The 24608-nt window shown below is 72.5% G+C and carries 21 protein-coding genes; 20 read left to right on the top strand and 1 reads right to left on the bottom strand.

Features of this window, described 5'->3' with window-relative positions; all coding sequences use genetic code 11:
• The first annotated feature begins 5 nt into the window (after positions 1-5).
• Both ACH34S_RS00535 and ACH34S_RS00530 read left to right on the top strand, forming a co-directional pair.
• Entirely contained in the window at positions 6-578 is a 573-nt protein-coding gene (locus ACH34S_RS00535) for an allophanate hydrolase subunit 1 (protein WP_395950333.1), read from the top strand.
• Positions 575-1480, top strand: a complete 906-nt coding sequence (locus tag ACH34S_RS00530; RefSeq protein ID WP_395950332.1) for a biotin-dependent carboxyltransferase family protein — start codon at positions 575-577, stop codon at positions 1478-1480. Before ACH34S_RS00535 ends, ACH34S_RS00530 begins: the two co-directional genes overlap by 4 nt.
• Positions 1481-1528: 48 nt before the next feature.
• Here the strand turns inward: ACH34S_RS00530 and ACH34S_RS00525 are convergent, their stop codons facing one another.
• Complete coding sequence (locus ACH34S_RS00525) at positions 1529-2101, bottom strand: HD domain-containing protein (RefSeq protein ID WP_395950331.1); 573 nt, start codon at positions 2099-2101, stop codon at positions 1529-1531.
• 188 nt (positions 2102-2289) lie between these two features.
• Here ACH34S_RS00525 and ACH34S_RS00520 point away from each other — a divergent pair, with 188 nt between their 5' ends.
• The 18 genes from ACH34S_RS00520 to ACH34S_RS00435 all read left to right on the top strand — a co-directional run bounded on the left by ACH34S_RS00520 (position 2290) and on the right by ACH34S_RS00435 (position 24604).
• A complete protein-coding gene (locus tag ACH34S_RS00520; protein ID WP_395950330.1) occupies positions 2290-3891 on the top strand; it encodes an ABC transporter substrate-binding protein in 1602 nt (533 codons plus the stop codon).
• Positions 3888-4874 carry an ABC transporter permease gene (locus tag ACH34S_RS00515; protein WP_395950329.1) on the top strand — a complete coding sequence of 329 codons (987 nt, stop codon included), beginning with the start codon at positions 3888-3890 and terminating at the stop codon, positions 4872-4874. Before ACH34S_RS00520 ends, ACH34S_RS00515 begins: the two co-directional genes overlap by 4 nt.
• On the top strand, positions 4871-6787 hold the full coding sequence (locus ACH34S_RS00510; RefSeq protein ID WP_395950328.1) for a dipeptide/oligopeptide/nickel ABC transporter permease/ATP-binding protein: 1917 nt from the start codon (positions 4871-4873) through the stop codon (positions 6785-6787). The genes ACH34S_RS00515 and ACH34S_RS00510 overlap by 4 nt, the downstream gene beginning before the upstream one ends.
• Entirely contained in the window at positions 6784-7575 is a 792-nt protein-coding gene (locus ACH34S_RS00505; RefSeq protein ID WP_395950327.1) for an ABC transporter ATP-binding protein, read from the top strand. Before ACH34S_RS00510 ends, ACH34S_RS00505 begins: the two co-directional genes overlap by 4 nt.
• Positions 7575-8792, top strand: a complete 1218-nt coding sequence (locus tag ACH34S_RS00500; RefSeq protein ID WP_395950326.1) for an acetyl-CoA C-acetyltransferase — start codon at positions 7575-7577, stop codon at positions 8790-8792. The genes ACH34S_RS00505 and ACH34S_RS00500 overlap by 1 nt, the downstream gene beginning before the upstream one ends.
• 65 nt (positions 8793-8857) lie before the next feature.
• On the top strand, positions 8858-9580 hold the full coding sequence (locus ACH34S_RS00495) for a TetR/AcrR family transcriptional regulator (RefSeq protein WP_395950325.1): 723 nt from the start codon (positions 8858-8860) through the stop codon (positions 9578-9580).
• Between the two features lie 136 nt (positions 9581-9716).
• Positions 9717-11819, top strand: coding sequence for a hydantoinase/oxoprolinase family protein (locus ACH34S_RS00490; RefSeq protein WP_395950324.1), 2103 nt, complete (start codon positions 9717-9719; stop codon positions 11817-11819).
• A gap of 19 nt (positions 11820-11838) precedes the next feature.
• Positions 11839-14133 carry a hydantoinase B/oxoprolinase family protein gene (locus tag ACH34S_RS00485; protein ID WP_395950323.1) on the top strand — a complete coding sequence of 765 codons (2295 nt, stop codon included), beginning with the start codon at positions 11839-11841 and terminating at the stop codon, positions 14131-14133.
• 34 nt (positions 14134-14167) lie between these two features.
• On the top strand, positions 14168-15877 hold the full coding sequence (locus ACH34S_RS00480) for a (2,3-dihydroxybenzoyl)adenylate synthase (protein ID WP_395950322.1): 1710 nt from the start codon (positions 14168-14170) through the stop codon (positions 15875-15877).
• Positions 15878-15980: 103 nt separating this feature from the next.
• Positions 15981-16580: a VOC family protein gene (locus ACH34S_RS00475; protein WP_395950321.1), complete on the top strand. Its 600-nt coding sequence runs from the start codon at positions 15981-15983 to the stop codon at positions 16578-16580.
• A gap of 1 nt (position 16581) precedes the next feature.
• A complete protein-coding gene (locus tag ACH34S_RS00470; protein ID WP_395950320.1) occupies positions 16582-16833 on the top strand; it encodes a hypothetical protein in 252 nt (83 codons plus the stop codon).
• Entirely contained in the window at positions 16830-18083 is a 1254-nt protein-coding gene (locus tag ACH34S_RS00465) for a hypothetical protein (RefSeq protein WP_395950319.1), read from the top strand. The genes ACH34S_RS00470 and ACH34S_RS00465 overlap by 4 nt, the downstream gene beginning before the upstream one ends.
• A gap of 25 nt (positions 18084-18108) precedes the next feature.
• Complete coding sequence (locus ACH34S_RS00460) at positions 18109-19014, top strand: SDR family NAD(P)-dependent oxidoreductase (RefSeq protein WP_395950318.1); 906 nt, start codon at positions 18109-18111, stop codon at positions 19012-19014.
• The gene (locus tag ACH34S_RS00455; protein ID WP_395950317.1) at positions 19011-20234 is read left to right on the top strand and encodes an amidohydrolase family protein; all 1224 of its coding nucleotides are present in this window, start codon (positions 19011-19013) and stop codon (positions 20232-20234) included. Before ACH34S_RS00460 ends, ACH34S_RS00455 begins: the two co-directional genes overlap by 4 nt.
• Before the next feature lie 60 nt (positions 20235-20294).
• On the top strand, positions 20295-21455 hold the full coding sequence (locus ACH34S_RS00450; RefSeq protein WP_395950316.1) for an acetyl-CoA acetyltransferase: 1161 nt from the start codon (positions 20295-20297) through the stop codon (positions 21453-21455).
• Complete coding sequence (locus ACH34S_RS00445) at positions 21452-21862, top strand: Zn-ribbon domain-containing OB-fold protein (RefSeq protein WP_395950315.1); 411 nt, start codon at positions 21452-21454, stop codon at positions 21860-21862. The genes ACH34S_RS00450 and ACH34S_RS00445 overlap by 4 nt, the downstream gene beginning before the upstream one ends.
• Positions 21859-22629 (top strand): Asp/Glu racemase, encoded by a 771-nt coding sequence (locus ACH34S_RS00440; RefSeq protein ID WP_395950314.1) that lies wholly within the window; start codon positions 21859-21861, stop codon positions 22627-22629. Before ACH34S_RS00445 ends, ACH34S_RS00440 begins: the two co-directional genes overlap by 4 nt.
• A gap of 52 nt (positions 22630-22681) precedes the next feature.
• Positions 22682-24604, top strand: coding sequence for an FAD-dependent monooxygenase (locus tag ACH34S_RS00435; protein WP_395950313.1), 1923 nt, complete (start codon positions 22682-22684; stop codon positions 24602-24604).
• Positions 24605-24608 lie beyond the last annotated feature (4 nt).

The following is a 24608-nucleotide window of genomic DNA, read 5'->3' as shown; positions in this document are numbered from 1 at the left end:
TCGATATGGATGATCCAGAGGCCGTCCGGCGTATCCACGCCTACCTGATGTGTCACCCCGTGGAAGGCATCGCCGATGTGGTGCCCGGTGCCCGGACTCTGCTGCTGATCGCCGAAGAGGGCCGGAGCCGGGCCTTGAGCGTCGCCGTGCGGCGCGCCCGGAAGCCGGCGGGCACGGCGGCGACACGGCCGGCGGAGCGAACCGTCAGGTTGCCGGTGCGCTACGACGGCGCCGATCTGGCCGAAGTCGCCGCACGGTGCGGCATGTCCGTCGAAGAGGTGATCGCCAGGCACAGCCGCCGCGCCTACACGACCGCGTTCCTCGGCCTCGTACCCGGATTCGCCTACCTCACCGGCCTCGACCCCGCGCTCCACCTTCCCCGGCGAGACAGCCCGCGTACCCGCGTCCCGGCGGGCTCCCTGGCCATGGCGAGCGAATACACGGGCGTCTATCCGAGCTCGTCACCGGGCGGCTGGCACCTGCTCGGCACCACCGACGCGGCACTGTGGAATGTGGAACGACGCCCTCCTGCGCTGCTCACCCCCGGCACCACCGTCCAATTCGACCCGATCAGATGAACCCGAGAACGGCACGCCGGGAACTGCTCATACACCAGCCGGGCCCGCTGACACTGGTGCAGGACCTCGGCCGGACCGGCCACGCATCGCTCGGCGTGCCACCCTCCGGAGCAGCCGATCCCCCCGCACTGAAGCTGGCCAACCGCCTGGTCGGCAATCCCGAGAACACCGCTGGCCTGGAGATCACCCTCGGCGGCCTCATCGCCGAGTTCACCGCCGGACACTGGCTCGCGCTCACCGGAGCCGAACTGCCCGCCCGCCTGGACGACACGCCCTTGGCGGCGAACGCCCCCCACTACGCTCGGCCCGGCCAGATCCTGCGGCTCGAACGCCCGCCGGGCCGCGGCCTGCGCACCTACCTGGCGATCTCCGGCGGCATCGACGTTCCTCCGGTCCTGGGCAGCCGGTCAGCGGACCTGATGTCGGGACTCGGCCCACCACCCCTTCGAAGCGGCACGAGGCTGCCACTCGGACCATCGACCACGGCCACGCTCAACGTGGACGTCGCACCCGTCCCCGGCCTTGCCCCGGCACCGGTGCTGGAGATCGTTCCCGGCCCCCGCGACGACTGGTTCAGCGCACCGGCCATGGCGCTGCTGACCAGCTCCGAGTACACGGTCACCAGTGAGGCCAACCGAATCGGCATCAGGCTCAGCGGCCCTGCCCTGACCCGGCGCAGAACCGCCGAGCTGCCCTCAGAGGCCATGATGACCGGCGCGCTCCAGGTGCCGCCCACCGGCCTGCCGATCCTGTTCCTCAACGACCACCCGACGACAGGCGGCTACCCCGTCATCGCGGTCGTCACGACGGCGAGCCTCCCGGCTGCGGCGCAACTCGTCCCCGGCGACACCCTCCGCTTCCGCCTCACGCGATCCCGCCGTCGGACACTGTCATGGACCTGAACCCCGAACCCGCGGATCAGGGGCGATCCGCCGGGGAGGGATCAGGGGTCAGTAGGCGGCCTCGATGCTCGGTCCGGCCTTCGGCTCCTTGAAGACGCGGTGGACCATGTCGCTGAAGTAGTCGAGGTCGAGCGAGTCGTACGACGGATCGAACGCGCTCTGGTCGTAGCGCTCGCAGAACACCACGCAGTCGGCGTAGTAGGGGTGGTCCTTGTACTTGTCCCGCGCGTTGCGGTCGGCGCCGAGGTGGTGGGCGTAGTAGTAGGCCTGGAACAGGGCGTGCTTCTCGATGATCCAGGCGATCCGCTCGGACACGAAGGGACGCAGGATGGCCGCCACCATCGGGCCGTGGCTGTAGGGGGCCAGCTCGTCGCCGATGTCGTGGACCAGGGCGGCCACGACGTACTCCTCGGAGCGGTCGTCGCGCAGTGCGCGCGTGGCCGACTGGAGCGAGTGCTCAAGGCGGTTCACCGGCATCGCCCCCTGGAAGCCCTCGAGTACGCGTACGGCCTCGAGAATGCGATCCGGCAACTCGGCGGCGCCCGCGCGGAAGTCGGCTTCAATCAGCGCGGTGTCGCGCGCGGTCATGTCCTTCATGCGCGTGTAGCTGACCTTTTCCATGGCGTTTCCATCCTCGCTCGAACGGACGTGGCTGCCGGTTCGTCCTGCCCGGTCCGCTGTTCAACGCAACTGTAGATTATTCAACACATCGCGACAAGCCCTTCTTTTACCAGGTCACGACCCTTGACCGGCCCATCTATTGACTCTATCGTCGATTTTCCAACGCTACCGTCATGAGTGAGGGACGCATGCGAAACACGGTCAACCGGCGGACGGCATCGATGTGGTGCTCTGGAGTGTGCGTCGCCCTTCTGGCCCTCGCCGGATGCGGCGGTCAGGCCGCCTCGGGCGGGGCGGGCGGAAAAGTCGACGATCTCTCGATCCGGCTCGAATCCGACTGGGACTCGCTGGACCCGGCGCGGGCGCAGGGGACCTACGCCTTCCAGGTGATCGAGTCGCTGTACGACCGGCTCGTCGCCATCGAGAACGGCAAGGTCGTGCCCTACCTGGCGACGTCGTGGAAACAGGCTCCCGATTCCGTCACCTTCACCCTGCGGCAAGGCGTGACCTGCGGTGACGGCCAGGCCCTGACCCCGGCCGCCGTCACCGAGTCGCTGAAGCGCCTCGGCGACCCCAAGACCAAGGCGCCGTACGCGCAGCTGGTCTTCGGATCGGCCGGCTACACCGTGACCTCCGACGCCACCGCGAACCAGGTCACCGTGCGCACGGCCAAGCCGTACAGCGACCTGCTGGAGGGCCTGGCACAGCCGATGGCCTCCATCGTCTGCCCGGCCGGGCTGAAGACCCCGGACGCGCTCGGCGCGACACCGGCCGGAAGCGGCCCCTACACGCTGACCAAGTCCGTCCGCGGCTCGCAGTACACGCTGACCGCCCGGTCCGGGTACGGCTGGGGCCCGCAGACCGGCAAGGCGCACTACTACCCCGGCAAGGTCACCTTCCGGGTGGTGTCGAACCAGAGCACCGCCGCCAACCTGCTCACCACCGGCCAGCTCGGCATCGGCGCCATCTCCGGCGCCGACACCCGGCGCCTCGGGTCCAGCAAATCGGTGAAGCGGACGAGCCAGCTCACGAACGGCTCCTACTTCCTGGCCTTCAACCAGGCTTCCGGGCACCCCGGCGCCGATCCGGCGGTCCGCAGGGCGCTCGCGCGGGCGGTCTCGGCGTCGTCGTTCAACAAGGCGGCGATGCACGGGAGCTCGACCGAGGCGCGCAGCGTGTTCAGCCCGATGATGCCCTGCTACAAGGCGGTGCTGCCCAGCCCGATGGCGGGCGACGTGAACGCCGCCAGGCAGGCGCTGGCGGCGGCCGGCTGGTCCGGCGGCTCGGGCACCCTCAGCAAGGCCGGGAAACCCCTGCGGCTGAAGCTGGTGGGGACGAACGAGATCGGGCCGGGCTTCGAGTACCTGCAGGTGGCGCTGCGGTCGGCCGGCGCCGAGGTCACACTGCGCAACGGCGACACGAAGACGCTGGCCGAGACGCTCTTCGGCACCGGCGACTGGGACGTGACCGTGTACCCGTTCACGCCGCCCGCCCCCACCCCGAGCGCGCTGAGCCTGTTCGTCACCGGACCGGCCGCGCCGAACGGCACCAACTTCGCCGCGATGGACGACCCGTCCTACGACGCCGCGGCGGCCAAGGCCCTCTCGGCGCTCGGCCCGCAGCGCTGCGAGGCGTGGGGCGAGGCGCAGCAGGCGCTCCACGACGGCGCGAACGTCTTCCCCCTCGTCCACCTCAAGACCGACTGGTTCAGCTCGGTCCCGGTGCGCTTCGGGCTGGCCGACGGCGCGACCACCGTCGACATCCACACCATCACGACGGCGGGATCGTGAAGACGGACGCCGACGCGGGCGCACTCCGCTCCGGCGCGGCCGGGATCGCGGGCTTCGTGGCGTCCAAGGTCGCCCATCTCGTGGCGGTCCTCACCGGACTGCTCGTGGCCACGTTCCTGCTGCTGCACCTGACGCCCGGTGATCCGGCCGTGCGGGTGGCGGGGCTGAACGCCACGCCGCAGCGGCTGGCGGACGTCCGGCACGATCTCGGGCTGGACCGCCCGCTGCTCGCCCAGTTCCTGACCTACCTCGACAACGTGGCGAGGTGGCGGTTCGGGAACTCGTTCCAGACCGGGGAGCCGGTGAGCTCGATCATCGCGGCCCGGCTGCCGGTCACGCTGGAGATCGTCATCGGCGCGATGGTCCTGACCTTCGCGTTCGGGATCGGGCTCGGCGTGTGGATGGCGGCGATCACTCGCGAGGGCCGCCATCGCCGGGTCGAGTCGGGCTTCTCCGCGACGACGTCGCTGCTGGGATCGATACCCGAGTACGTGGTCGGCACCGTCCTGGTCCTGGTGTTCGCGGTGTGGCTCGGCCTGCTGCCCGTCGCGGGCGCCGTCACGTGGCAGGGACACGTCCTGCCGGTGATCGCCGTGGCGTTCGCGCCGACGGCGGTGCTCGCCCGCATCGTCCGCGTGGAGACCCTGGACGTCCTGGCGCAGAACTACGTGCGGACGGCCCGCGCCAAGCACCTGTCCATCCTGCGGACCTACGGGCTGCACGTCCTGCCGAACTCGCTGACCGGGGCCCTCACCGTCGGCGGGCTCATCTTCGCGAGCCTGCTCGGCGGGACGGTCGTGGTCGAGAACGTCTTCGCGCTTCCGGGTCTCGGCAGCAGCCTGGTCCAGGCCGTGCAGGTCAGGGACTACCCGCTGGTGCAGGTGACCGTGCTGGTGCTCGGCTTCTCGATCGTCGTCGTCAACCTCTGCGTGGAGGCGGCGCTGGGCATGCTGGACCGGCAGTCGTCGCTGAGGCGGTCATGACCGGGTCGGGGGCGGTGCGGGCGCGCTGGCGGGCGTTCCGGCAGGCGCCCGCCGGGGTCTTCGCGCTCGCCGTGCTCGCCCTGCTCGCCGTCCTGGCGGTCGTGGCACCGATGGTGTGGGGCGTCCAGGCCCAGGCGGTCCGCCCGGACCTCGGCCCTACCGGGCCCTCCTCGGCGCACTGGCTGGGAACCGACCGCCTGGGCCGCGACGTGCTCGCGCGCGTGGCCTACGCGACCCGGACGTCGATGGAGCTCGCGCTGCTGGCCACCGTCATCGCCGCCGGCGCCGGGCTCGTGCTCGGCGGCCTCGTCGCGGTGCTGGGCCCGCGGGCGCAGGTCGCGGGCCGGCGGATCATCGACGGGCTGCTGTCGTTCCCGCCCATCCTCACGGCCATCTTCCTGACGGCGATCCTCGGCACCGGCGCGGTCGGCGCGGCCGTCGCGGTCGGTGCGGCCTCGGTCCCGTACGTGGCCCGGATCGTGAGCACGCTCGCCACGAGCGTGACGGGCCGGGACTACGTCGCGGCGGCGCGCGGTGCCGGGCTGGGGCGGGCGCGCGTGTTCGGGCGGCACGTGCTGCCGAACATGGCCGACACCCTCGTGGTGAGCCTGTCCGTCCTCGCCGCGCAGAGCCTGGTCTTCGTGTCGTCGCTGAGCTTCCTCGGCGTGGGCGTCCAGCCGCCGCAGGTGGACTGGGGGTCGATGCTCACCGAGGGAGTGCAGGTCCTCTACGTCGATCCGCTGGCGGCGGTCGCCCCCGCGACCCTGATCGCCGTGACCGGGCTCGCGCTGGGGCTCTTCGGCGAGGCGCTCGCGCGCGCCCTCAACCCGGTCGTCTGGACGGTCGGCGCGAACCCCGGCAAGGTCCGGCGGCCTGCCCGGCACGCCGAGACGCGTCCGCCGCGGCCCGCCGGCGAAGACGACGGCGTGCTCTCGGTACGGGACCTGACGGTCGAGGTCCCGACACCGGCCGGGAACGCCGAGCTGGTCAGCGGCTTCGATCTGACGGTCCGGCGCGGGGAGACGGTCGGCATCGTCGGCGAGTCCGGCTGCGGCAAGTCGATGACGGTGCTCGCGCTGGCCGGTCTGCTGCCCTACCCGGCCCGGCTGCGGACCGCCGGGCTCCGGCTGGGCGGTGACGACGTGGCGGCGCTGCCCCGGCGCGCGGCCCGGACGGTGCTCGGGACGAGGCTCGCGCTGGTCTTCCAGGATCCGATGTCGGCGCTCAACCCGGCGATACCGGTCGGCCGCCAGCTCACCGAGGGCGTGCGGACCCACACGCGGACGAGCCGGAGCGCGGCCCGCGAGCGTGCCCGGACGCTGCTGGCCGACGTGCACGTCACGAACGCCGCGCGGCGGCTCAGGCAGTACCCGGTCGAGCTGTCGGGCGGGACGAGCCAGCGCGTGGTCCTCGCCATGGGGCTGATGACCGAGCCCGACGTCGTCCTGGCGGACGAGCCCACCACCGCGCTCGACGTCACCGTGCAGAGCCAGGTGCTGCGGCTGCTGCGGCGGCTGAACACCGAGCACCGGACCGCGGTCGTCCTGGTGTCCCACGATCTGCACGTCATCAGGGGGCTGTGCCACCGCGTCGTCGTCATGTACGGCGGCCGCGTGGTCGAGCAGGGCCCGACCGCGCAGGTGGCGGGCCGGCCGCTGCACCCGTACACGAAGGCGCTGCTGGCGTGCTCGGTGGACATGGCGGCGGACGTCGACGCGCCGATCGCCGCGATCCCCGGGCAGCCGCCGGACCTCAGGGAGCGGCCGGCCGGCTGCCCGTTCGCGCCGCGGTGCCCTGCGGCGATGCCCCGATGTGAGAGCGAAGCGCCGCCGCTGGTGGACGTCGGAGATCGCCGCGTCGCGTGCTGGGCCGTCGACTCCGGCGACGGGTCTTCCCCTGGGAGGGGCGAATGAGTGGTCTGGAACTGCGGGACATCGGCGTCCGGTACGGCAGGGGACGCAGGTCGTCCGTCGCGGTCCGCGGCGTGAGCCTTCGCGTGCCGCCCGGTGGCCGGGTGGGGCTGGTGGGCGAGTCGGGCTGCGGGAAGTCCAGCCTGGCCCGGGTGGTCGCGGGGCTGGTGGTGCCCACTGCGGGCGAGGTGCTCCTGGACGGGCGCGTCGTCCGCGCGGCGGGCCGGCGCTCCGGGGTCCGCCGCGAGATCCAGATGGTCTTCCAGGACCCCAACCGGTCGCTCAACCCGCGCATGACGGTCGGCGCGGTGATCGCGGAGGTGGCGCTCGGCGGCTCGCCCGGCGCCGTGGCCGCGCGAGCCGAGGCCGCGCGGCTGCTCGACCTGGTCGGGCTGCCGGAACGCGCGGCCGGGGCGTACCCGCACGAGCTGTCCGGCGGGCAGCGGCAGCGCGTGGCGATCGCGCGGGCGCTGGCCGCCCGCCCGCGCGTCCTCGTCCTGGACGAGGTCACCTCGGCCCTCGACGTCTCCGTCCAGGCCCTGGTCCTGAACCTGCTCCGCGACCTGCAGACCCGGCTCGGCCTGTCGTTCCTGTTCATCTCGCACGACCTCGCGGTCGTGCGCTATATGTGCGAAACGGTCAACGTCATGTACGAAGGAAAGATCGTCGAGCATGGCCCGCGCGACGACGTGTTCCGCCGGCCCACCCATCCCTACACGCGCCGGTTGCTCGCGTCCATGGCGGACGATCCGGCCGCCGGAATCACCGCGCCGGCGGTGGTGGAGCCGTGATGCGCGACGCGGTGATCCTGGCGGCGAAGCGGACGCCGATCGGCCGGGCGGGCAAGGGCGCGCTGCGCGACGTCCGGCCCGACGACCTCGCGGCGCAGATCGCGACGGCCGCGCTGGCGGCCGTCCCCGAGCTCGATCCCGCGCGCCTGGACGACCTTCTCCTCGGCTGCGGCAGCCCGGGCGGCGAGCAGGGGTGGAACCTCGGCCGGATGGTCGCGCTGCTGATGGGCCACGACGGCCTGCCGGGCACGACCGTCACGCGCCACTGCGCGTCCAGCCTCCAGACCACGCGGATGGCCATGCACGCCGTCCGCGCCGGTGAAGGGGACGCCTTCCTGTCGGTGGGCGTCGAGTGCGGGAGCCGGTACGTACACGGCTACGCCGAGGGCTCGGGTGAGCCGAATCCCGTCTACGCGGCCGCGCGCGAGCGCTCGGCGGCCGTGGCCGCGGCGGGCGACTTCGGGTGGGAGGACCCGCGAGCCGGCGGCGGCCGTCCCGACGCCTACGTCGAGATGGTCCAGACGGCCGAGTACGTGGCCCGGCATCGCGGGATCGGCCGCGAGGAGATGGACCGGTTCGCGCTGCGGTCGTTCCGCCGCGCCGAGGAGGCGCGCGACGCGGGGTTCTGGGCGGCGGAGATCACCCCGGTCAGGCTGCCGGACGGGAGCCTCGTGACGGCCGACGACGGCCCGCGCCGCGGCGTCACCCTCGACGCGCTGGCCGCGCTCCCGCCGGTGCTCGGGGCGGGCGGCCGCGTGACGGCGGGCAACGCCTGCCCCGTAAACGACGGAGCCGCCGCCCTGCTGGTCACCAGCTCCGGCCTCGCGCGGAGCATCGGGGCGAGGCCCCTGGGCCGCGTCGTGGCCACGGGCGTCTCGGCGCTCAGCCCGGAGATCATGGGCCTCGGGCCGGTGGAGGCGTCGCGGCGGGCGCTCGCCGCGGCGGGCATGTCGATCGGGGACGTGGATCTCGTCGAGCTGAACGAGGCGTTCGCCGCGCAGGTGATCCCGAGCATGCGGGACCTGGACATCGATCCGGAGCGGCTCAACGTCCGCGGCGGCGGGATAGCCATGGGGCACCCGCCGGGAATGACCGGCGCGCGGCTGACCGTCACCCTGCTGCACGCCCTCGCCGAGGCGGACGCGACCGTCGGGCTGATCACGATGTGCGTCGGCGGCGGCCAGGGCATGGCCATGATCATCGAGCGGCTGTCCTGAGCCTTGACACCTGTGTCGATTCTTTAGACTTCTCTTTCCGCCGAAGAAGAGGAGGCCCAGACGTCATGGCGACCACGGAGGAGCCCGGCCAGTCGCGCAAGGAGCTGGTGGCGAACCAGCTGCTCGAACGCGCGGCGCAGTTGTTCGTCGAACGCGGCGTCGCGGGGACGAGCGTCCGTGACATCGCCGATGCCATGGGCCTCACCCGCCCGGCCCTGTACTACTACTTCCCCAGCAAGGAGGCCCTGCTCAAGGAGCTGGTCTCGGGGGTGACCGGGGTCGGCGCCGTCGAGATCCAGCGGATGCGGCAGCGGACCGACCTGACCGCCACCGAGAAGCTGACGTCGATCGTCCGCAGCACCGCCGAGGGCATCGCGCAGAGCCCGGTGCGGTTCCGCGTGCTGGAGCGCAACGAGGCGGAGCTGCCCGCCGCGATCCTCGCCGAGCACCGCAAGAGCAAGGTGCGCATCCTCGACGAGCTGTCGGGGATCATCGCCGACGGCGTCGCGAGCGGCGAGTTCCGGCCGGTCGACGAGCGCACGGTCGCCTTCGCGATCATCGGGATGACCAACTGGATCGCCTGGTGGTTCCGCGACGGCGGGCCGAACACGCCCGAGGAGGTGGCCGACGAGATGGTCGCCATGGTCACGCAGGGGCTGATCCGGCACGGGGACCGGGCGCCCGCCAGCGACGGCGTCGCGGGCGCCCTGGGTCTGATCCGTGAGGATCTCGCCTATCTTGAGCGCATTCTCGCTGCTCAGGGCGAGACGGGCCCGTCCGGCGAGTGACGCGTCCCGCGGGTGAGACATGCCACGCGCGAGGCGCCGCGACCGATCCGTAAAACTATTGACGAAAGCGTAAAATAGTTGTCCAATGTGTTGGAGCACTTCTGGACATCTCCCGCTCTGACACGAGGACGGTGCAATGGCGTACGTGATCGGCATCGACGTCGGTGGCACCTTCACCGACGGGATCGCGGCCGACGAGACCGGCGGCGTGATCGCGGCGAAAGCGCCGTCGACCCCGCCCGACTTCTCGATCGGTTTCGAGAACGTCATCGAGCAGCTCGCGGAGCGGGCCGGCCGCACGGTGCACGACCTGCTCGCGGACACGGCCTACCTCGCCCACGGCACCACGGCCGCGCTCAACGCGCTGGTCACCGGCAACGTCGCGCGCGTCGGCTTCCTGACCACGCGCGGCCACCGCGACTCGATCTACATCATGAACGTCGAGGGGCGCTACCTCGGCCTCCCGCCCCACGAGGTGCAGGACACGCTGAACACCCGCAAGCCGGAGCCGCTCGTCCCCAAGCGGCTGGCCCGGGAGGTGACCGAGCGGGTCGACCGCTCGGGCAGCGTCGTCGTCCCCCTGGACGAGGACGAAGCCCGGGCCACCATCGCGGACCTCATCGCCGAGGGCGTGGACGCGATCGCCGTCAGCCTGCTCTGGTCGTTCCGCGACCCCGCCCACGAGCAGCGGCTGAAGGCGCTCGTCCACGAGCAGGCCCCGGGCCTGTACGTCAGCCTGTCCAGCGAGATCAGCCCGCGCATCCGCGAGTTCGCCCGCAACGCGACGACCATCATGAACGCCCAGGTCGGCCCCGCGCTGCGCCAGTACCTGGAACCCCTTGAGGACCGCCTGCGCGGCAAGGGGCTCAGCGGACCGCTCCTGGTGATGCAGGGATCCGGCGGCACCGTCACCGCACGGCACGCCCCGGAGATCGCCATCACGACCGTGGGCTCGGTGCTCACCGGCGGGGTCACCGGCGCCGCCCGGCTCGCCGCGCAGCTGGGGCATCGCAACGTCGTCTCGACCGACGTCGGCGGCACGACGTTCCTCGCCGGGCTGATCGTCGACGGGGAACCCGAGACGACGACCGGTACGGTGCTGAACCAGCACCCCATCAACACCCCGACCCTGCGCGTGCACGCGATCGGCTCCGGGGGCGGGGCGATCGCGTCGGTCGACGCCGGCGGCAACCTGCGGGTCGGGCCCGGCAGCGCCGGGGCCTGGCCGGGGCCCGCCTCCTACGGGCAGGGCGGCCTCGACCCGACGGTCACCGACGCCGACCTGGTCCTCGGCATCCTCAACCCGCAGAACTTCCTCGGCGGCCGCAAGACGCTGTCGCCGGACCTCGCGGCCAAGGCGCTCACCGAGCGGGTCGGCCGCCATCTCGGGCTCGACGCCGAGGGCGCGGCGGCCGCCGTCTTCACGGTGCAGAACTCGCAGACGGCCGACCTCGCGCGCAAGGTCGTCGTCGAGGCGGGCCACGACCCGCGCGACTTCGCGGTCTACGCGTTCGGCGGCGCGGGACCCATGCACGCGTTCTCCTACGCCGCCGAGCTCGGCGCCTCCCAGCTCGTCATACCGCTCGGGCACAGCGCGGGAGTGTTCTCGGCCTACGGCCTGGCGTCGACGGACATCATGGTCTCCGCCGAACTCAGCGACCCGGCGGTCATGCCGATCGACCCGGCGCGCGTCCAGGACAACTTCGACCGGCTCGAAGCGCGGGTACGGGACGTCCTCGCCGCGCAGAAGCTCGACTTCGTCGAGGTCCGCATCCGCCGGGAGGTCGACGCCCGGTACACGCCCCAGCTCGCCGAGGTCGCGACCCGGGTACCCGGCGGGCCGCTCGACGAGGCCGCGGTCGACCGGATCGCCGACGACTTCGAGGCGGTCTACGCGGCCCGTTTCGGCGAGGGCTCCGGATACCGCGAGGCCGGTGTCCAGGTCATCACCTACCGGGTGCACGGCACGGGGATCCTGCCCTTCGCCCCGAGCATCCCGCACGCCCCCGGTCCCGACGGAAGCTCGTGCGAGGTGGCGATCAGCGGGCGGCGTCCCGTCCTGCTCGACCTGGAGCGCGGCCGGGAGGACACCACGATCTACGACTACCGGCGGCTGCGCGCCGGACACGTGCTGACCGGCCCGGCGATCGTCGAGGTACCGACCACCACCGTCGTCGTCCCGGCCGGGACGACGGCCCGGGTCGACCACCTCGGCAACCTCGTCATCGACCTGGCCTGACGGCCTGGAGGCAAACCCCATGACCCCACCACTCCAGATCACCGGTGCCTCGACGTTCAACAGCCGCCCGATCGCACCGGACGAGCTGCGCCGGAGCATCCCGCCCTCGCTGCCGCTCCACGACGTCCCGCCGGAGGCCGGGGACGAGATCGGCCCCCTGACCTACGAGGTGATCCGCCACCGGATCTGGGCGATCACCGAGGAGATGGGCGACACGCTCAAGCGCATGTCGGGCTCGATCTCGGTCACCGAGGTCAACGACTTCGACTTCACCATCTGCGACGAGATCGGGCAGGAGGTGCAGGTCGGCCTGTACAACACCGGCCTCGTCGCGTCCATGGACCTCGCCATCTACTGGACGCTCCTGCACCGCAGCGAAAGTCCGGGCATCGAGGAAGGCGACATGTTCCTCTGCAACGACCCTTGGGTCGGTGGGGGACTGCACCAGAACGACGTCGCCATCCTCGCGCCGGTCTTCCACGAGGGGAAGCTCTTCGCCTGGACGACGGCGATCTGCCACGTGGACGATCTCGGCGGCAGCGCGCCCGGCTCGTTCTCGCCGACGGCCACCGACGTCTTCTCCGAGTCGCTGCCCACCCCGCCGGTCAAGATCGTCCGCGGCCACCGGCTGCAGCAGGACGTCGTCGATCTCTACCTGCGGCGGTCCCGGGTCCCGGAGATGGTGGGGCTCGACCTGCGCGCCAAGATCGGTGCCAACAACATCGCCCGCGAACGGCTCCTCGCGCTCCTCGACCGCTACGGCGCGGACCAGGTCAAGGCCGTGATGAAGCGGATGATGGACGACGCCGAGCGCCGCCTGCGCGGCAAGCTGAAGGCGCTCCCGGACGGCACCTGGTCCAGCGTCGGCTACCAGGAGCAGTCCCAGCTCGGGGACCGCGGCATGCACAAGATCGTGCTGACCATGACCAAGCGCGATGACCATCTGACCTTCGACTTCACCGGCACCGATCCGCAGACCGGCATGATCAACTGTCCCTACTCCGGCATGCGCGCCGGCGTCATGTTCGCCCTGCTGCCGATCCTGGCCGGCGACATTCCGTGGGCGGCCGGGGGGCTCATGCGCTGCTTCGACATCATCAGCGAGGAAGGCACGATCAACAACGCCACCTTCCCCGCCGCTGTCGCGAAGGCACCGGTCGGTCCGGCCTGGGCGTCGTCGAACCTCGTCGCGGACTGCCTCGCGCGGATGCTCGACACCGACGAGGAGCAGCGGCCGCGCGTCCAGTCGGTGTGCGCCGGAACCTACGACGGGTGCGGCCTGATGGGCGTCGACGCGGAGGGGCGGCCGTTCTTCGGCGGCTTCGCCGACTCGATGGCCTCGGGCTACGGGGCGCAGGTCGACGCCGACGGCGTCGACACCGGCGGCCTGTTCGTGATCCCGATGGGCCGCGCGCCGGACGTGGAGATGACCGAGTTCACCCAGCCGCTGCTGTACCTGTGGCGGCGGGAGGAGCCCGACACCGGCGGGCCGGGACGGCGGCGCGGCGGCGTCAGCGGCTCGATCTGCGCCGTCCCGCACGGGGTCGGCGGGCCGATGCTGGCGATGTTCACCGGGGCGAGCAAGGCGGCGTCGATGAGCCCCGGCCTGGCCGGCGGATACCCGGGCGGGACCCAGCTCGACATCGTCGTGCACGAGAGCCGCGCGCACGAGGCCATGCGCGCCGGCGAGATCCCGCAGAGCCTCGACGCGCTCGCCGGCACCCGGCAGATCGTCCAGGCCCACGACGAGGTACCGGTCGAGCCCGCCGCCGCCATCTACCTGCAGTGGGCCGGCGGCGGCGGGTACGGCGACCCGCTGCGCCGGGAACCGGCCTCGGTCGCCGCCGACCTCGCCGCCGGGAAGATCTCGGCCACCGCCGCGCGCGAGGTGTACGGGGTGGTCCTGGACGAGTCGTCGCTGGAGGCGGACCAACCCGCGACGGCGGCGCGGCGGGCCGAGCTGATCGAGCGGCGCCGGGCCGGCGCGGGATCCCCGGACCGCAAGGCGCGGACGTGCGGCGTCCAGGGAACACGTGCCCTGGACGACAACATCGCGCTGCTACCGGCCGGGAGCGGTGAGCCCGAACGGCTGTGCTGCCGGCACTGCGGCGAACTGCTCGGCGACCGCGACGGCGACCACCTGTCCCGGCTGCCGCGGCAGGTCACCGGACCCGAAGGCGCGGGTCCCGGCGCCTGGCCGGACGCGTCGACGTACGTCGACGACGAGGTCGTGTTCCGCCAGGTCTACTGCCCCGGCTGTTTCACCGCGCTGCTGACCCAGGTCGTGCCCGCGGGGCACCCCCTCTCCGACTGAACGGCGACCACCTACCCGTGTGCGGAGGAATCCGATGACCATCGCTGAGCCGTCCACCCCGTCCACTCCGTCCAGTTCCTCAGCCGGCGATGTCGTGCCGTACCCGGAGGAGTTCGCGCGGCGCTACCGGGAGGCCGGATACTGGCGGGCGCTCACGCTCGCCGAAGAGCTGCACGAGACCGCCGAGCGCTTCGCCGACCACGAGGCGGTCAGCTCCGGCACCGCCCGGCTCACCTACCGCGAGCTCGACCGGGCGGCCGACCGGTTCGCGGTCGCCCTGCGGCGCCTCGGCCTGCGGCCCGGCGATCCGGTGATCTTCCAGCTCGGCAACGAGGTCGGCACGGTCGTGGCCTACTTCGGCGTGCTCCGCGCCGGGCTGGTGCCGATCTGCAGCCTCGCGCAGCACCGGTCCAGGGAGATCGGCTACCTCATCCAGCACACCGGGGCCCGGCTCCATCTCGTCGAGCATCGCTTCCGCGGCCACGACCTGCCGGGCTTCGCCGCCGAGATGGCCGCCGGGAACCCGTCGATCCAGGCCGTCATCGTCTTCGGCGGTCCGGGCCTGGAGGGCCAGCACAGCTACGAGGAGCTGGTCGAGGCGGTGGACGCCGACGAGGCCGCGGCGACCGTGCGCACCTGGCGGATCGACCCCGAGTCGGTCGGTGTCTTCCAGCTGTCCGGCGGCACCACCGGCGTGCCGAAGCTGATCCCGAGGCTGCACTGCGAATACGCCTACAACGCCAGGGCCTGGGCCGAGACCTGGGGCTTCGGGCCGGGCACGGTCGCCCTCCAGGCGACCCCGATCATGCACAACGCCGGCATCACCTGCGCGGTGAACGCCGTGCTGCTGAGCGGCGGGCGGCTGGCGCTCGCACCGCGCGCACGCCTGGAGGACATGACGCGGATCATCGCCGAGGAGGGCGTGACCGACACGCTCATGGGCACCGGGCTGGCCACCGAGATCAGCGAGCATCCGGGCCTCGCCGGCATGGAGTTCGGGTCGGTCCGGCGGATGTTCTTCGCGCCGTCGATCCCGTCGCTCGCGCGGCAGGCCGAGGAGCTGTTCGGCTGCCCGATGGTGCCGCTGTACGGCACCGGCGAGGGCATCTTCCTCACGGCGGCCGAGTCCGAGCCCGAGGAGGCCCGGCACGGCACGTGCGGCCGTCCCCTCTCGCCCGGGGACGAGGTGCGGCTGCTGCGTCCGGGCACCGAGGAGGAGGTCCCGGTCGGCGAGATCGGCGAGCTCACCGCGCGCGGCCCGTACACGATCCGCGGCTACTACCGGGCCGCCGAGCGCAACCGGACGGCGTTCACGAGCGACGGGTTCTACCGGACGGGCGACCTGGCCCGGGCGCACCTCATCGACGGCACCCTGTACTACTCGCACGAGGGCCGGATCACCGACAACATCAGCCGCGGCGGCGAGAAGATCCACGCCGACGAGCTGGAGGCGCTGCTGGTCGAGCATCCGGCCGTCGCGGAGGTCGCGGTCGTCGGCATGCCGGACCGGATCCTCGGCGAGCGCGTGTGCGCGTTCGTCGTGCTCTCGGCGGGCGCGGCCGCTCCCACGGTGGCGGACTTCGCCGAACTGCTGCTGGCGAAGGGGCTGGCGAAGTTCAAGCTGCCCGAGCGGGTCGAGGTGATCCAGGACTTCCCGCGCACCGACGTCGGCAAGATCTCCAAGAAGGATCTGCGCGAGCTCATCGCCAGGCGGCTGCAGGAGGAGCAGGCCCAGACCGGCTAGGGCGGCCTCTTGAGCCGGCCGCGCCCGGCCGGCGGGGTCACGCCTGTTCGACAATTTGACGCTTACGTAGAATAATCGACAAGCACGACGAGAGGGGAGCGCAGTGACCGGAACGCTGCAGACACGGCTCCGCGGAGTCGACCACGCGGCATACGTCACCACCGACGCGGCGGGGACGATCCGCTTCTACCGCGACGTGATGGGGCTCGGAACGCCGCACATCATCACCGCGAAGGGCTGGGGCCCGAAGGACCACCCGGACTTCGTGCACTTCTTCTTCGACATCGGCGACGGCGACCGGCTCGCGTTCTTCTACTACTTCGGCGTCGACCCCGATCCCGCGATGCCCCGCCCTGACTACCACCTGGCGATCCACGTCCGCACCGAGCAGGACCTGCTCGACTGGCGCGCGCGGTTCGAGGAGCACGGGATCCGCGTCATCGCGCAGATCGCCCACGAGACCATCGAGTCGATCTACGTACGCGACCCCAACGGCATGATCTTCGAGGTCACCCGGCCGTTGCGCGAGCTGGACGAGCGTGACGAGCACGACGCCCGGCTGTCGCTCGAAGCGCTGCTCGACGTGCTCGGCGAGGACGACCCGACGCTGGAGAAGGTCTGGCGCCGCAAGGCCGAACTCATCGAGAAGGACCACGAGAACGGAAACGAGAACGAGAACAAGGACGAGAAGGCCGAGGGCTGACATGACCGCGCTCTACGTACTCGACGTACCCGAGTTCGCCCCGCTGGCCGACGCCGCGACGGCCGAAACCCCGATCACCCGCACGCGGGTGGGCCCCTACCTCAAGGTGGCGGCGGACGGCGAGATCGTGATCGGCCGCGCCGCCACGAGCTTCCGCGACGCCGTCTGGTTCAGCGTGCTCGGCGGCGGCTACGACGGCGACCTACTGCGCTACGACGCGGACGAGATCCGCATCGCGCCCGCACACCGATGACGGCATCGGCTCCGGCATCGGCGACGGCGTCCCGCCGCCCGGTGCTCAACGGCGACTGGTACCCGAGCACGCCGCCCGCGCACGCCACGCAGAGCAGCCACGTGCTGTTCACCGCGGACGGCGCGGCCGTGACCGGCACCCTGTACGAGGTCCCGGGCGCCCGGACGGTCGTCACGATCATGCATCCGAGAGCGGACGCGTCCCGGCACTACCTGATCCCGTCGCTGCTGGACCGCGGGTTCTCGGTGTGGACGCAGCTCGGCCGGGCCGGTGGGGGAGACCTGCGGCTCGTGCACGAGAACGCGCTGCTCGACATCGCCGCCGGCATGGCCTTCCTCCGGGAGCGGGACTACCGGCACATCGTGTGCCTGGCGAACTCCGGCGGGGCGAGCCTGTACACGTTCTACCTGGACCAGGCCGCGCGGGAACCCTCTGAACGGATCGCCGTGACGCCGGGCGGGCGCCCGGTCGGGCTTCCCGGCGCCGACCTGCCCGGGGTGGACGGCATCGTCTACGTCGCTCCGCACCCCGGTCAGGGGGCGCTGCTGCTCGAATGCGTCGACCCGTCCGTCACCGACGAGAGCGACCCGCTCTCGGTCGACGGTTCGCTGGACCTCTTCGACCCGGCCAACGGGTTCGCTCCGCCCCCGGAGAGTTCCCGCTACGACCCGTCGTTCCTCCAGCGGTACCGCGAGGCGCAGCGCGCGCGGGTCGCCCGCATCGACGCATACGCCCGGGAGTGCATCGCCCGCCGTCAGGAGGCCAGGGCCCGCTTCAAGAAGGGCGGCACGGCGGCCGACGAGCGGCTCGGCACCCATCAGCCCGTCGTGCTCGTCCACCGGACGGACGCCGACCCGAGGACGGTCGACCTGAGTTTGGACCCGTCCGACCGCCGCTACGGCTCGGTCTGGGGACGCCGACCGCACGTGACCAACTACGGGCTGCTCGGCTTCGGCCGGATGACCACGCCCGAGGCATGGCTGTCGACGTGGTCCGGCCTGTCCAGCAACGCGGACATGGCCCGGACGGCGCCGGCCGTGACCTGCCCGGCCCTCGTCGTCGAGTACACCGGCGACAACTGCGTCTTCCCGAGCCAGACCAAGCGGATCGTGGACGACCTCGGCTCGCGCGACAAGACCCACGTGCGCGTGCGCGCCGACCACTTCGGGCAGCCGATCGGCCCCGGGATCGCCTTCGAGAAGGCCGACCCGATCGTGTGCGAGTGGCTCTCGGCCCGCTTCGCCACCTGACCACCGACGAACTCTGGAGACCCCTGTGACCACGCTTGACGGCCGTGTCGTCATCATCACCGGCGCCGGGCGCGGCCTGGGCCGGGCCCACGCCCTGCTGGCCGGCGAGCTCGGCGCGCGCGTCGTCGTGAACGACCTGGGCGCCGACCTGCGCGGCGAGGGCGCCGACCCCTCGCCCGCGGCCGAGGTCGCCGCGCTGATCCGCGCCCGCGGCGGCGAGGCGGTGCTCAGCGGCCACGACGTCGCCGACTGGGCGCAGGCCGGAGAGCTGATCGAGCTCGCGCTGGACACCTACGGCCGCCTCGACGCGCTGGTCAACAACGCGGGGATCCTGCGCGACCGGACGCTGGCCGCGCTCAGCGAGGCCGAATGGGACGCGGTCGTCCGCGTGCATCTCAAGGGACACGCCGCCCCCACCCATCACGCGCTCGCCTACTGGCGGCGGCGGGCGAAGGGCGGTGAGGTGGCGGACGCGAGCGTCGTGCACACCACGTCCATCGCGGGATTCGCCGGGAACGTCGGCCAGGCCAACTACGCCGCCGCCAAGCTGGGCGTCCTCGCGCTGTCGAGGTGCGTCTCGCTGGAAGGCGGGCGGTACGGCGTGCGGTCCAACGCGGTGTCCCCAGGGGCGAGGACCCGGATCACGGCGGGCATCGACGATGACGCCGCCCCGGCCGAGGGCTTCGACGCCGCCGCGCCGGAGAACGTCTCCCCGCTGATCTGCTGGCTGGCATCGGCCGGCTGCCCGGCGGACGGCCAGGTGTTCCACTGCTCGGGCGGCGAGGTCGCCGTGGTGTCGATGCCGCGCGTCACGTCCCGGGTCCGGGCCGAGGGGCGCTGGACCGTCGAGGCCCTGGCCGCCGAGCTGCCGGGGCACCTGCTGACCCCGCCGGACATCGACCACTACGCCGGCCCGGTGAGCCTGCCATGAGGACCCTCTACCACGGCGCGCAGATCTTCGACGGGACCGGCCCCGCCCCCGGTGCGGGCGACGTCGTCGTCGAGGACGGAAGGATCATCGCCGTCGGCGCCGGGCTCGACGGCGACACGGGCGTCGACCTGACCGGGCACGCGCTGCTCCCCGGCCTGATCGACTGCCACGTCCACGTCATGGTCAGCGAGTACGACGTGCTGCGGCAGCTGGAGGCGCCGCACTCGCTCCAGTACTACTCGGCCGCCCGCAACCTGGGGCTGCTGCTCGACTGCGGGCTCACGACCGTGCGGGACGCCGCCGGCGCCGACCTCGGCACCAAACGGGCCGTCGACCTCGGCCTGGTGCGCGGTCCAAGGCTGCGGATCGCCGTCACCATGCTGAGCCAGACCGGCGGTCACGCCGACCCGTGGCTGCCGTCGGGACACTGCGTCCCCGTCCTTCCGGGGAGCCCGGCGCTGCCCGGCGGGGTGGTCGACGGCGTCGACCAGATGCGCGTCCGGGTGCGCGAGCTGGTCCGGGCCGGCGCCGACTGGGTGAAGGTCGCGGCTTCGGGGGGCGTCATGTCCCCGGGCACCGACCCCCGGCGCCCGCAGTTCAGCCCCGAGGAGCTGCGGACGGCCGTCACCGAGGCGTCGGTGGCCGGGCTCGGCGTGATGGCGCACGCCCAGGCCACGGCGGGCGTCCGCAACGCGGTGCTGGCCGGGGTGCGGTCCGTCGAGCACGGCATCTACCTCGACGACGACGTCGTCTCGATGATGCTGGAGCGCGGCACGGTGCTGGTCCCGACGCTGACCGCGCCCTACAGCGTGCTCCACGCCGCCCAGAACGGCGCCGCGGTCGGCGAGTCGGCGCTGCTGAAGGTCCAGGAGGTGATCGAGGCGCACCGCGACTCGTTCCGCCGGGCCGTCGCCGCCGGGGTGCCGGTCGCCATGGGCACGGACGCCATCGGCTACCCCCACGGCCGGAACCTGGAGGAGCTCGCGCTGATGCGGGACGGCGGGATGCCGCCCGCCGAGGTCCTGGTGTCGGCCACCGCGACCGCCGCGTCCCTCCTGGGGATGCGCGACGAGCTCGGGACCCTGGAACCCGGCAAGCGGGCCGATCTGGTGGTGGTCCAAGGCGACCCGCTGGAGCTGGACACGCTGCGGGAACGGGTGCGGGCGGTCGTCAAGGACGGAGTGCTCGCCGCCGGGCGCCTGCCCGGCGACGAAGCCTGACCAGACAGACCTGACCAGACAGACCTGACCAGTGAGACCTGATCAGTGAGGGAGGACAACGTGAGCAGGAAGGCATGGGGCCGGCGTCCCGTGTACGTGGCCGGGGTCGCCGAGACGGCGCTCGGCGAGGTCCACGACCAGACCGAGCTGTCGATGTTCGCCCTCGCCGCGCGCGAGGCGCTCGCCGAGGCCGGCCTGGCGCTCCGCGACGTCGACGGCGTCTTCGTCAACTACATGGGCGAAGAGGGGTCGGTGCGGGTCGGGGAGTATCTCGGGATCACCGCGCCGCGGTACGCCGACTCCTCCGACCTCGGCGGCGCGGCGTTCGAGGCGTTCGTCCACCACGCGATGCTGGCCGTGTCGGAGGGACGCTGCGAGGTGGCCCTGATCGGCTTCGCGTCCAGGCAGCGGACGCGCAGGCAGCGGACGATTGCCGGCAACGCGGACTCGGCCGATCTGGGCGCGCAGTTCGAGGCCCCCTTCGGGCTCCCGGCGCCCATCGGCCACTACGCGATGATGGCCGCCCGGCACATGCACCGGTACGGCACGAAGCCGGAGCACCTCGCCGAGGTGGCGGTCGCGGCGCGCGCCTGGGCCCGGCGCAACCCCAAGGCGTGGTCCCGCGCCCCCCTCACGATCGACGACGTGCTCGCCTCGCGGATGATCTCCACCCCGCTGCGCCGGAACGACTGCTGCCTGGTCACCGACGGGGGCGCCGCCGTGGTCGTCACGCACGAGGCCCGGGCCCGCGACGCCGCCAAGCGGGCCGTCAAGGTGCTCGGCGCCGGCGAGAGCCACACCCACTGGCACCTGGCGTCGATGCCGGATCTCACCGCCTCCGCCGGTGTGGTGTCCGGACGCGAGGCGTTCGGCATGGCCGGGATCACCGCCGCCGACGTGGACGTGCTCGAACCGTACGACTCGTTCACCATCACAGTGCTGATGGCGCTGGAAGATCTCGGGTTCTGCGCCAAGGGGGAGGCGGGAGCGTTCGTCGAAGGCGGGGCCCTCGCACCCGGAGGGCGGCTTCCGGCGCTGACGTCCGGCGGCGGCCTGTCCTACAACCATCCGGGTGCCCTCGGCGCGCTGCTGCTGGTCGAGGCGGTCCGGCAGCTGCGCGGCGAGGCCGGAGACCGGCAGGTGGCGGGCGCGGAGATCGCGGTGGCGCACGGCGTGGGCGGCTACAACTCGACCGCCTCCACGGTGGTGCTGGCCCGATGAGCGACGACGAGACCTACGGCGATCCACTCACCGCCCCCTTCTGGGACGGCTGCCGCCAAGGTGAGCTGCGCGTCCAGCAGTGCGCGGCGTGCGGAGCGCACCAGTTCTACCCGCGCCCGTTCTGCCTCTCCTGCGACGGCTCCGACGTGCGCTGGGTCGCCACCGCCGGGACGGGTGCCGTCCATTCGCTGACCGAGGTGCACGTCCGCGTCCTGGAGGGGCTCGACCCGCCGTACCTGGTGGCGGTGATCGAGCTCACCGAGGGGCCCCGCCTGGTCAGCAACATCGTCGGCGGCGCGGCGGCCATCGGGGACCGGGTCCGGGTGGCCTGGCGCGACCGCCGCGACGCCCCGCCCCTCCCCGTCTTCACGACGATTCCGAAAACCGGTGAAAGGCAGGGCCCATGACCGCTCGGACCGGGCGCGCGACGCCCTACCGGCTCGGTCTCATCGTCCCGAGCTCGAACACGACGATGGAGACCGAGATCCCCGCGATGCTCGCACGGCGCCGGTCCCTCGTCCCGGACGAGGAGTTCACCGTCCATTCGAGCCGGATGCGCATGCGGCACGTCACGGCCGAGGAACTCCGGCGGATGGACGCCGACGGCGGCCGGTGCGTGGCGGAGCTGTCCGACGCCCGCTGCGACGCCTACGCCTACGCGTGCCTGGTGGCGATCATGGCGCGGGGCGGCGGCCACCACCGCCGTGCCGAACACGACCTGGCCGAGACGGCCGCCGGGAACGGCTCGCCGGCCCCCGTCATCTCCAGCGCCGGCGCGCTCGTGTCGGCGCTGGGCGTGCTCGGGGCGAAGACGGTCGCGATGGTGACGCCCTACGTCGACTCGCTGACCGGGCTGGTCCGCGACTACCTCGCGGCGGAGGGCATCGCGGTGCGGGACGCGCTGAGCCTCGGTGTCGCGGACAACCTCGCGGTGGGCCGGCTGGACCCGAGGGACCTGGTCGGCCACTACCGGAAGCTCGACCTGACCGGCTGTGACGCGCTCGTCCTGTCCGCCTGCGTGCAGATGCCGTCCCTGCCGGTCGTCCAGCGGATCGAGGACAGCTGCGGCCTCCCCGTCGTGACGGCCGCCACCGCGACGGTGCACCGGCTGCTGACCGGGCTCGGGCTGCGTCCCGTCGTGCCCGGCGCCGGGCGCCTGCTCGGCGGGACGTGACCGCACGCGCCGGGCGGGACGGGCGCACTCGAAGCTCACGAATGGAGAAGAGTTGTCAACGAAAAGCATGGCCTGTCTCGGCGGAGGCCCGGCGGGCCTGTTCTTCGCGCGCCTCGTCCGCCTCATGGATCCGACCTGGGACGTGACCGTCTACGAGCGGAACCCGGCCGACGCGACGGTGGGGTTCGGCATCGGCCTCGGCGATCGCACGATGGCGAATCTCGCCGAAGTCGACCCGGGCACCCACCGCCGCCTCGCCGCGGCCGGGGTCCCCGGCCACGGGATGGAGCTGCGGCATCGCGGGACCACCATCCGCTGGGGCGAGCAGGGCGGCACGGCGATCGCGCGGCAGGCGCTGCTCACGACGCTGCGCGAGCAGGCCGCCGACGCCGGAGCCCGCATCGTCTTCGACCGGCGGATGCGGCTGGCCGAGGTGGAGTCCGCGACCGTGGTCGTCGGCGCAGACGGCGCGCACAGCGGTACGCGCGGCGCGCTGGCCGGCCGGTTCGACGTCCGCGAGGGTTCCGGCAGCGCCATGTACATCTGGCTCGGGGCGAACCTCGATCTCGACGCGATGACGTTCAGCTTCGTGGAGAACGAGCACGGGTCCTGGGCGGCGCACGCCTACCCCTACGCGCCCGGCCTCGCGACGTTCCTGGTCGAGACGGACGAGCGCAGCTGGCGCAACGCGGGCCTGGACGCATTCGACGCGGCCGCCGCAGCGCCCGGTGCCAGCGACGAGGCAAGCCGGCGTTACCTGGAACAGGTGTTCGCCGCCGACCTCGGCGGGGCACGGCTGCAGGCGAACAACTCGCGCTGGGCCCGGTTCCGCACCATCCGGTGCGGGCGCTGGAGCGCGGGCAACGTCGTCCTCATCGGGGACGCCGCGCACACCGCCCACTTCTCGGTCGGGTCGGGCACCACCCTGGCCATGGACGACGCCATCACCCTGGCGACCGAACTCACCTCGCAGCCCCGTCCCGAAGCGGCCTTCCAGCGGTACGAGGAGCGGCGGCGCCCGATCGTCGAGCGGCTCCAGATGCGGGCCGATGCCAGCCGGCTGTGGTGGGAGACCATGAGCCAGCGCCTCGACCGCGACGCCGCCGACCTCGCCTTCCACTACCTGACCCGCACCGGCGCGCTGTCCTTCGACCGCGTCCGGGTCGCCTTTCCCGACCTCGCGCGGACGGTCCGCGCGGGTTTCGACGACGCGGTCGCGGCGGCGACCGGAATCGCCGACCGCGCCGACGACCCGCTGTGCAGCCCCGTCCGCGTCCGCGACGACGTCCTGCCCAGCCGGCTGGTCGTCACCAGGCCGCCGCTCCGGGTCGGCCCGGAGCGCGACGGTGACGCCAAGCTCACGTTCTTCGGCGGCCTGGCGCTCTGCGGCGCCGCCGCGGTCATCGCCGACCTGACCGGTCCGGAGACCGAATTCGACGCCGGGACGTGGCGGGAGGTCAACGGGCGCGTGTCCGCCCTGACACCGGCCATGCTCGGGGTGCGGATCGCCGCCGGCGACCAGGCGGCGCACGACAAGGCCGTCGCGGCCGGGTTCCGGCTCATCGAGTTCGATCTCTCCGGTTCCCCGGCCGCCGATCCGGGCTCGCTGCGCCGCCTCGCCGACGCCGTCAGAGTGCTCCGCAAGGACAGCGCGCTCCTGCGCCTGGTCGCCCTGGACCTGGGCCGGCCCCGGACGACGCCGTACCGAGCGGGCGTCGAAGCGCTCCTCGACGGACTGGCACACCTCGCCGGCGCCGGGCTGGACATCGTCCGCCTCCAGGCGGCCGCACCCGAGGCCACGGAACAGATAGCGACTATGCAACTGGCCGAACAGGTGCGCCGCGCGACGGGCCTGCGCGTCCTCGTCGGCGGTTCCGCGTTCAGTGGAGAACAGCTGCGCACCGAGGTCCTCGCGGGCCGGATCGATCTCGCCGAATCCTGGCCGGCGCCGCTGCCTCGACTCGGGACTCTTTGACCGC

The organism is Actinomadura sp. 3N508 (genome assembly GCF_044326375.1).
GTDB lineage: Bacteria > Actinomycetota > Actinomycetes > Streptosporangiales > Streptosporangiaceae > Spirillospora.
The sequence above is the reverse complement of the archived record's forward strand: the minus strand, read 5'-3'. Positions and strand labels throughout refer to the sequence as shown.

Excerpts from the sequence above, each read along its gene's own strand:
- ACH34S_RS00535 (WP_395950333.1), top strand. The coding sequence starts at position 6 with ATGGATGATCCAGAGGCCGTCCGGCGTATCCACGCCTACCTGATGTGT.
- ACH34S_RS00530 (WP_395950332.1), top strand. The coding sequence starts at position 575 with ATGAACCCGAGAACGGCACGCCGGGAACTGCTCATACACCAGCCGGGC.
- ACH34S_RS00525 (WP_395950331.1), bottom strand. The coding sequence starts at position 2,101 with ATGGAAAAGGTCAGCTACACGCGCATGAAGGACATGACCGCGCGCGAC.
- ACH34S_RS00520 (WP_395950330.1), top strand. The coding sequence starts at position 2,290 with ATGCGAAACACGGTCAACCGGCGGACGGCATCGATGTGGTGCTCTGGA.
- ACH34S_RS00510 (WP_395950328.1), top strand. The coding sequence starts at position 4,871 with ATGACCGGGTCGGGGGCGGTGCGGGCGCGCTGGCGGGCGTTCCGGCAG.
- ACH34S_RS00505 (WP_395950327.1), top strand. The coding sequence starts at position 6,784 with ATGAGTGGTCTGGAACTGCGGGACATCGGCGTCCGGTACGGCAGGGGA.
- ACH34S_RS00500 (WP_395950326.1), top strand. The coding sequence starts at position 7,575 with ATGCGCGACGCGGTGATCCTGGCGGCGAAGCGGACGCCGATCGGCCGG.
- ACH34S_RS00495 (WP_395950325.1), top strand. The coding sequence starts at position 8,858 with ATGGCGACCACGGAGGAGCCCGGCCAGTCGCGCAAGGAGCTGGTGGCG.
- ACH34S_RS00490 (WP_395950324.1), top strand. The coding sequence starts at position 9,717 with ATGGCGTACGTGATCGGCATCGACGTCGGTGGCACCTTCACCGACGGG.
- ACH34S_RS00485 (WP_395950323.1), top strand. The coding sequence starts at position 11,839 with ATGACCCCACCACTCCAGATCACCGGTGCCTCGACGTTCAACAGCCGC.
- ACH34S_RS00480 (WP_395950322.1), top strand. The coding sequence starts at position 14,168 with ATGACCATCGCTGAGCCGTCCACCCCGTCCACTCCGTCCAGTTCCTCA.
- ACH34S_RS00470 (WP_395950320.1), top strand. The coding sequence starts at position 16,582 with ATGACCGCGCTCTACGTACTCGACGTACCCGAGTTCGCCCCGCTGGCC.
- ACH34S_RS00465 (WP_395950319.1), top strand. The coding sequence starts at position 16,830 with ATGACGGCATCGGCTCCGGCATCGGCGACGGCGTCCCGCCGCCCGGTG.
- ACH34S_RS00455 (WP_395950317.1), top strand. The coding sequence starts at position 19,011 with ATGAGGACCCTCTACCACGGCGCGCAGATCTTCGACGGGACCGGCCCC.
- ACH34S_RS00445 (WP_395950315.1), top strand. The coding sequence starts at position 21,452 with ATGAGCGACGACGAGACCTACGGCGATCCACTCACCGCCCCCTTCTGG.
- ACH34S_RS00440 (WP_395950314.1), top strand. The coding sequence starts at position 21,859 with ATGACCGCTCGGACCGGGCGCGCGACGCCCTACCGGCTCGGTCTCATC.